Origin of the sequence: Devosia sp. (assembly GCF_040509215.1) — a bacterium.
Classification (GTDB): Bacteria; Pseudomonadota; Alphaproteobacteria; order Rhizobiales; family Devosiaceae; genus Devosia.
Window position 1 is genome coordinate 1 of the sequence record NZ_JBEVLL010000218.1, and the last position, 7,585, is coordinate 7,585.

Consider the following 7,585-nt stretch of genomic DNA (forward strand, 5'->3'; position numbering starts at 1 on the left):
TCGGCAAAGGACGCGAAGGACTTCTGGCCTTCAGTGCCGTTATGCTGCGCCGGCGCGGCTGAACTCGTTGTCGAGATCGTCCGCAGCGCCGTCGAGTTCGAGTTCGAAGCCGCCGGTATTGGCCTTGCCGCGAGCGGAAGACTGGCTCATGTGCGGCGCCGAGGCAGCCACTGCCGCTCGGATGTCGCGCTTGGGCGCTGCCGGCTTGCGAAGGGGCTGGCCCATCGAGGCCGTCGCCGAGGCGCTGAGGCGGAAGTAGCTAATCGCGCTCTGGAGCTGATCGGCCTGGCTCGCCAGCTCTTCGGAGGTCGAGGACATTTCCTCGGCCGCCGACGTATTCTGCTGGGTCACCTTGTCGAGCTGCTGGATAGCGGTGTTGATCTGGGCCGCGCCGACATTCTGCTCGCGGCTGCCGGCGGAGATTTCTTCCACGAGTTCCGCCGTGCGCTGGATATCGGGCACGAGCTTGGAGAGCATTTCGCCGGCCGACTGGGCGGCCTTCACCGTCGTGCCCGACAGGGTCGAGATTTCGGCAGCGGCAGCCTGGCTGCGTTCGGCAAGCTTGCGCACTTCGGAGGCGACGACCGCGAAACCGCGGCCATGTTCGCCGGCACGGGCAGCTTCCACCGCAGCGTTGAGGGCGAGCAGGTCGGTCTGGCGGGCGATTTCCTGCACCACCATGATCTTCTGCGCGATGGTCTCCATGGCGGCCACGGCATTGTTCACCGCTTCGCCCGAAGCGATCGCGTCGGCAGCGGACTGGCGGGCGATCTTTTCGGTCTGGCTGGCATTGTCAGCCGACTGCTTGATGGTCGAGGCCATTTCTTCCATCGAGGCGGAAGCCTCTTCGGTGGACGAAGCCTGTTCGGTCGCGCCCTGGCTCAGCTGTTCGGCAGTCGCCGACATTTCCTGAGCGCCGGCCGACACATTGTTGGCCGAGGAGATGGCATCCGCGATCACTTCGCGAAGCTTGGTCACCATGCCTTCGAGGGCGATGCCGAGCGTATCCTTATCCGAGAGGCGACGCGGCTCGACCGTGAGGTCGCCGGCAGCGATCTTTTCGGCAATGGCGGCCGAGGCGCTGAGGCCTTCGACCATACGCAGCATGGCTTGGCCCAGCACGTCCTTGTCCGAGAGCACCTGTGGCTTGGCCGAGAGATCGCCATAGGCCACCTGATCGACGACGGCGGCCGAAGCGCGCAGGTTGTCGGTCATGACATTGACGGTATCGACCAGATCCTTGATCTCGTCATTGCTCTTGATCTCGACGCGCTGGTCGAGATCGCCGATGGCGACGCCATTGACGACCTGTTTGACCCTGTTGAGGCCACGGCTGATGCCCATGACGATCCAGGTCGCGGCAATACCGGCAATCAGGGCCGAGCCGACGAGAAGACCGAGAAGCAGCATCATGCTGTTCTGGTAGGTCGCATTGGCGGCAGCGGCCGCATCGGCCAGCATGGTGCGGGTGGTGTCGATCATGCCCTGGAGCACGGTGTCGGCTTCGCGACGAAGATCGGAAGCGTGATCGGCAGCATTGGTCGCGGCGAGGTCGGCGCGGGTCACGCTGGTGGCGACGGCCTTGTCCATGGCGGCAACCATTTCGGTATAGGCCGCTTCGGCGTTGGAAACGAGCGCTGCATCGGCCGCCGGAACGGCGCGGCGGAGTGCCGGCATGTTGTCCGAAATCGCGGCAATGCCGGAGATGTAGTCGGCGTGCCACTTGTCCTGCAGCTCAGGGTCCATGGAGGCGAGCAGCACGTTGCGCTGCTGGCGGAAAATGTCTGTCATGGTCATGAACATGGCCGAAGCGCGCTGATAGGCGGCAAAGGCGGAGAGATCGCCGCCTTCAACCCGCGCCGCGAGGGCTGCCTCGAGCGCACCCATAGCCTCTTCGACCTTGCCGAGGGCAGCACTGCCTTCGGAGCGGCTGATGGCAAGGGCAGCGGTGTCGCTGTTGATCTGGCCCGGTTCCTGGGCTGCGTCGATCGCGGCCTTGAATTCGACGACCTTGGCCTCGAACCCGTCGACGGTGGCGAGGTTGCTCTGATCGGAGACATTGGCGCGCAGCGCGGCAATGCCGGCGGCGAGTTCGGCCTCATCTTCGTCGATCTTGGCGATGTAGTCCTCGATGACGACCGGATCGTCGCTGAGGATCAGCGCACGGATGCGCGAGCCCATGCTTTCAAGGCTCGACTGCATGGCCGTGATGTTCAGGGAATTGGCGGTGCGGACGTTGACGATGGTGTTCAGCGAGTCGTTGAGCTGGCCCAGATTCTGGATCGCGATCAACATGCTGCCCGCTGAAAGCGCGACGACCGTCGCAAAGGTGGCCGCGAGCTTGGCCTTGATAGTCATTCTCATTTTAATAGGTGCCCCTTCTAGGCGTAGTGTCGTCGCATTCGGATCGGGATGCCGCGCCGTCCATCGCGGCATCCCTGCTTGTTAGTCAGGCTCAGGCAGCGCCGCGGCGTGAGAACTCGTCGTCGAGATCGTCCGAGCCGCCTTCGAGATCGAGGTCGAAGCCGCCGGAATTGGCCTTGGCGCGGGCCGGAGCCTTGCTCATGTGCGGCGCAGAGGCCATCACGGCAGAGCGCAGATCACGCTTGGCAGCCTTCTTGGCGGGAGCCATGGCGAATGCCGCGGCCGCCGTCGCATCGAGGCGGAAGTAGCTGATCGCGGCCTGAAGCTGTTCGGCCTGGCTCGCCAGTTCTTCGGCGGTCGAGGACATTTCCTCGGCGGCCGAGGTGTTCTGCTGGGTCACCTTGTCGAGCTGCTGGATAGCGGTGTTGATCTGGGCCGCACCGGCATTCTGCTCGCGGCTACCGGCGGAGATTTCTTCCACCAGTTCAGCCGTGCGCTGGATGTCGGGCACCAGTTTGCCGAGCATTTCGCCGGCCGACTGCGCAGCTTTGACCGTCGTGCCGGAGAGCGTAGAGATCTCGGCTGCAGCAGCCTGGCTGCGTTCGGCGAGCTTGCGCACTTCGGAAGCGACGACCGCAAAGCCGCGGCCATGTTCGCCGGCACGGGCGGCTTCCACCGCGGCGTTGAGGGCGAGCAGGTCGGTCTGGCGGGCGATTTCCTGCACCACCATGATCTTTTCGGCGATCGTCTGCATCGCAGCCACGGCATTGTTCACCGCTTCGCCCGAGGCGATGGCATCGGCAGCGGACTGACGCGCGATCTTTTCGGTCTGGCTGGCATTGTCGGCCGACTGCTTGATGGTCGAGGCCATTTCTTCCATCGAGGCGGAGGCCTCTTCGGTCGAGGAAGCCTGTTCGGTCGCGCCCTGGCTCAACTGTTCGGCCGTCGCCGACATTTCCTGGCTGCCCGAGGCAACGTTACGGGTTGCGGCGGTCACTTCGGACACCACTTCGCGCAGTTTTGCCGTCATCGAGTTCAGTGCCTTGATCAGGTCGCCGACTTCGTCGTCACCCTTAATCGCGGCGGTTGCGTTGAGGTCACCTTCGGCAACATCATTGGCAAGACGCACGGCGCTCGAGAGAGCCTTCGAGATCGAGAACACGATCCAGGTGGCCGCCACGGCAGCGATCAGCACGGAGATGGCGAGGATGCCGATCAGCAGCATGCGGCTCTGCTCGTACATCTCGTTGGCTTCCACGACGCTGGAATCGAGCAGGGCGTCATTGCGGGCGATGATGCCGTCGACAAGGCCCGAGATCTGCTGGCGCAGGGGCGCCGCTTCGGTCGTGTTGATGGTCTGGGTCACGTAGTCCGAGCGCTGCATGCCGACGTCGTTGCCGGTGCGCATGGCGTCGATCATTTCGGAGATGGCGGTGCGGACCTGGGCCATGGCCGGCTGTTCGGCCGGGGTGAGGAAGCGCGCGAGGCGCTCGGTGGCCGGCTCGATGTCGGAGACGACGCTATTGAAATCCTGCTGCCACTCGTCCTGCTTTTCCGGATTGCTGGAAGCGAGCAGGATGTTGCGGTGCTGGCGGAACACGTCGCTCGACATCAGGAAGAGGTCGCTGACGGCCTGGTAGGCCTGGATGGCGTTGGGTTCGCCGGCATTCATGCGCGTGGTGATGGTATCGCGCAGGCTCCCAAGGCTCTCTTCCACCGCCGTGATCGCCGCGCTGCCGCGGGTCGTGGTGATGGCGAAAGCTTCGGTGTTGGAGATTTTCAGGGCCGCTTCCTGAAGACGCGAGACGGCGGCGCGGTAGCCGGCGAGGCTGTCGACGATGGTCTTCATGTCGGTATTGGAGGCGTCGACCGAAAAGGCGCCGTTGAGTTCCTGGGCAAGGCCCGTGATCTTGGCGAGGCGTTCGTCCATGCCGGCAATCGTGGCGCTCATTTCGCCACGGTCCTGCGACACGATGAGGCGCTGCGCGTCAGTCGCCATGGTCTGCATGTCATATTGCATGCCCTTGAGCACCATGGAGCGCTCGACCGGTCCGTTGATGATCCGGCCCATTTCGCTGTTCAGCGTCCCGAGATTGCCCAGGGCCATGAACATGCTGGCGCCTGAAAGCGCCACGACCGTGGTGAATACCGCGGCCAGTTTGGTCTTGATGGTCAATCTCACGATGCAGCTCTCTCTTCTGGTGCAGCTACGGACGCGCTTCTGCCGCCCGGGGTTTCGAAAATCCGTTCCATGTCGGGAATGATGATGAAGCCGCCATTGCGCTTGCCGATGCCCTTCACGAATTCGGGGCGCCAGCGCATGCCGACCTTGGGTGCCTCTTCGATGGAGGCGGATTCGATGTCGGTGACGTCATGCACCTTGTCGGCCAGAATGCCGGCAATGGTGGGCTCGCCATCGATATCGACTTCCATGACCACGATACGGGTATCCTGGTCGGGCTCGGGCCGTTCCATGCCGAACATGACGCGCAGATCGGCCAGCGGCACGACGCGGCCGCGGACATTGATCAGCCCGCCGACGAACGCCCTGGCGCTCGGCACTTCGGTGATCGGCACGAGGTCGAGGATTTCGCGCACCCGGCTCGCTTCGACGGCGAACAGCTCGTCTTCGAGGCGGATGGTGAGCGCCGTCATGTATTCGAGATTGTCGCTCATGCGGCCCTGCCAAGATTGCGTTCGACATAAGACTGGCCGGAGGCCACGAGGTGCGCGGTGTCGAGGATCAGGGCCACCGTGCCGTCACCGAGAATGGTGGCGCCGGAGAAGGACTTGATGCCCGAATGGAGTTTCGAGAGCTGCTTGATGACCGTCTGGTTGTTGCCGATGATCTGGTCGACCACGAGCCCGACGCGGCCTTCGCCCGAAGAGACGATGACGACCTTTTCGTGCTCGTCGCCTTGGCCCTTGAGGCCAAAGACCTCGCGCAGGCGCAGGTAAGGCACGAGGCTCCCGCGGATGTCGAGGAAGTTGCGGCCCTTGGCCGATGCTTCGAGACCGACCGGCAGCTCGACGCATTCCTCGACCGCTGCGAGCGGGATGGTGTAGCGGCCATTGCCGACCCGGATCAGCATGCCGTCGATGATGGCCAGGGTCAGCGGGAGGCGCAGGGTAAAGACCGACCCCTTGCCCGGGGTCGTCGCCACATCGATGGTGCCGCGCAGCCCATCAATGGTCCGCTTGACCACGTCCATGCCGACGCCGCGGCCGGACAAAGCCGTCACTTCATTAGCGGTCGAGAAGCCCGGCGCGAAGATCAGGTGGTTGAGTTCCTGCTCGGTCAGCTTGGTATCGGCGGTGATGAGGCCGTTTTCCTCGGCCTTGGCGCGGATGCGCTCATGGTTGAGGCCCGCACCGTCGTCGATAACGGAAATCGCAACTTCGGCACCTGAATAGACGGCCGAGAGACGCACCGTGCCCTTTGGCGATTTTCCGGCTGCAACGCGCTTTTCCGCGCTTTCAAGACCATGGTCGACCGAGTTGCGGATGAGGTGCACCAAGGGGTCAGCCAGGCGCTCGATGACGGTCTTGTCGAGTTCGGTTTCTTCACCGGTGGTGATGAACTCGATCTGCTTGCCGAGTTCCCCCGACAGGTCATGCACAAGGCGACGGAAGCGCGAGAAGATCGTCCCGATCGGCACCATGCGGATGCCCATGGTAGTGTCGCGAAGACCCGAAGACAGGCGTTCCAGTTCCTCGGCAATCGTCTTCAGCGCCGTATCGGACGACGAGTTGGCGATCTGGCTCAACCGTGCCTGGGCGATGACGAGTTCGCCAACGCGATCCATCAGTTCGTCGAGCCGTTCGGCCGGCACGCGCAGCGAGGTCGCCGCCGGCTTTTCAGCCTCGGCCTTTTCCGGACCCTTTGCCTTCTTCGCAGGAGCCTTGGCAACCGGCGCTTCCGGCACGAAGGGGGCTTCGGGCATGGCGTCGTCGGCAGGTGCCGCAGCGATTTCGACAACCGGAGCCGGTGCTTCGATGACGGGCGCTGCCACTTCGCCGCCCAAGGGAGCTAGCGTCAGTTCCATATTGTCGCGCAGGAACAGGAAAACATCGTCGATCGCGGCCGTCGGATCCTCGGCGGTCTCGATGTCGACCTGCCAGCCGAGATAGCTGACTTCGGGATCGATGATGTCGAGATCAGGAATCCGGTCGGTCAGCGCAAGGACCACGGTCGGGCCAATCCCGGCAAGTTCCTTGAGCAGCAGTTCGGGATTGGTGCCGTAAATCAGCGCGTCGGAGGGCAAATAGAAGGTCAGGCGCCAGCGCTTGGCGCCGGTGTCAGCGGGCTTTGCCGGCTCGGCGGCGACCGGCGCGGGTGCTGCCACCGCCGCCGGAGCCGGTGCGGCCTCGGCATGACCATCAACCGCTGCGCCATCGACGATGGCACGAAGCTGGATCAGAATCTCGGCGCCGCCATCGACAGGCGCATCCGGATTTTCGATCAGCAGGTGAATGTGGTCCTTGGCGTCGAGCGCCACGCCGATCAGGGCAGTATTAGCCTTGCTCTGGCCCTTGCGCACACGGTCAAAGGCCGTCTCGAATTCGTGGACGAATTCGGCGACGGCCGTAAACCCGAACATGGCCCCAGAGCCCTTGATCGTATGAAGGGCCCTGAAGGTTGAATTGATCAGATCATCATTGGAGGGGTCCTGCTCGAGATCGAGCAGCCCGGCCTCGAGCTGGTCGAGCAGCTCGCGCGCCTCTTGGCGGAATGTCTCGGTGGGATCAGAGATGTTCATGCCCCGGTGACCTTCTTGATAACGGCCAGCAACTGGTCTTGCTTGAATGGCTTGACGATCCAGCCGGTGGCGCCCGCTTCCTTGGCCTGACGCTTGAGTTCCTCGTCGGACTCGGTGGTCAGCAGGATGATCGGGATGCCCTTGCTGGAGGGGTGCTGGCGATATTTGCGGATGAATTCGATGCCGTTCAGAACCGGCATGTTGAGATCGGTGATGACGGCATGGACCGTGTTGGTGGTGGCCTTGTCATAGCCGTCCTGCCCATTGACCGCCTCGATCACGTCAAGACCGGCAGAGGTCAGCGTCATCGACACCATCTGGCGGATGGAGGCGGAGTCATCGATGGTCAGAATGGTTTTGCTCATGCCAGTGCGTCCTAAGGCTGAAGGGAAAGTGGGGCCCACAAGGCCCGGTGCGGCTGATCTGGCGCCAACAGGCCGGCATCGCGCAAAACGCTCGCC

5 protein-coding genes are annotated in these 7,585 nt (G+C 63.5%); all 5 read right to left on the reverse strand.

Annotated elements, in window-relative coordinates; all coding sequences use genetic code 11:
• Positions 1 to 39 precede the first annotated feature (39 nt).
• The 5 genes from ABW043_RS11940 to ABW043_RS11960 all read right to left on the reverse strand — a co-directional run bounded on the left by ABW043_RS11940 (position 40) and on the right by ABW043_RS11960 (position 7,489).
• A complete protein-coding gene (locus tag ABW043_RS11940; RefSeq protein WP_353921430.1) occupies positions 40 to 2,358 on the reverse strand; it encodes a HAMP domain-containing methyl-accepting chemotaxis protein in 2,319 nt (772 codons plus the stop codon).
• Between the two features lie 97 nt (positions 2,359 to 2,455).
• The gene (locus ABW043_RS11945; RefSeq protein ID WP_353921431.1) at positions 2,456 to 4,546 is read right to left on the reverse strand and encodes a HAMP domain-containing methyl-accepting chemotaxis protein; all 2,091 of its coding nucleotides are present in this window, start codon (positions 4,544 to 4,546) and stop codon (positions 2,456 to 2,458) included.
• Positions 4,543 to 5,040, reverse strand: a complete 498-nt coding sequence (locus tag ABW043_RS11950; RefSeq protein WP_353921432.1) for a chemotaxis protein CheW — start codon at positions 5,038 to 5,040, stop codon at positions 4,543 to 4,545. The genes ABW043_RS11945 and ABW043_RS11950 overlap by 4 nt, the downstream gene beginning before the upstream one ends.
• Positions 5,037 to 7,124 (reverse strand): chemotaxis protein CheA, encoded by a 2,088-nt coding sequence (locus tag ABW043_RS11955; protein WP_353921433.1) that lies wholly within the window; start codon positions 7,122 to 7,124, stop codon positions 5,037 to 5,039. The genes ABW043_RS11950 and ABW043_RS11955 overlap by 4 nt, the downstream gene beginning before the upstream one ends.
• Positions 7,121 to 7,489 (reverse strand): response regulator, encoded by a 369-nt coding sequence (locus ABW043_RS11960; protein WP_353921434.1) that lies wholly within the window; start codon positions 7,487 to 7,489, stop codon positions 7,121 to 7,123. The genes ABW043_RS11955 and ABW043_RS11960 overlap by 4 nt, the downstream gene beginning before the upstream one ends.
• Positions 7,490 to 7,585 lie beyond the last annotated feature (96 nt).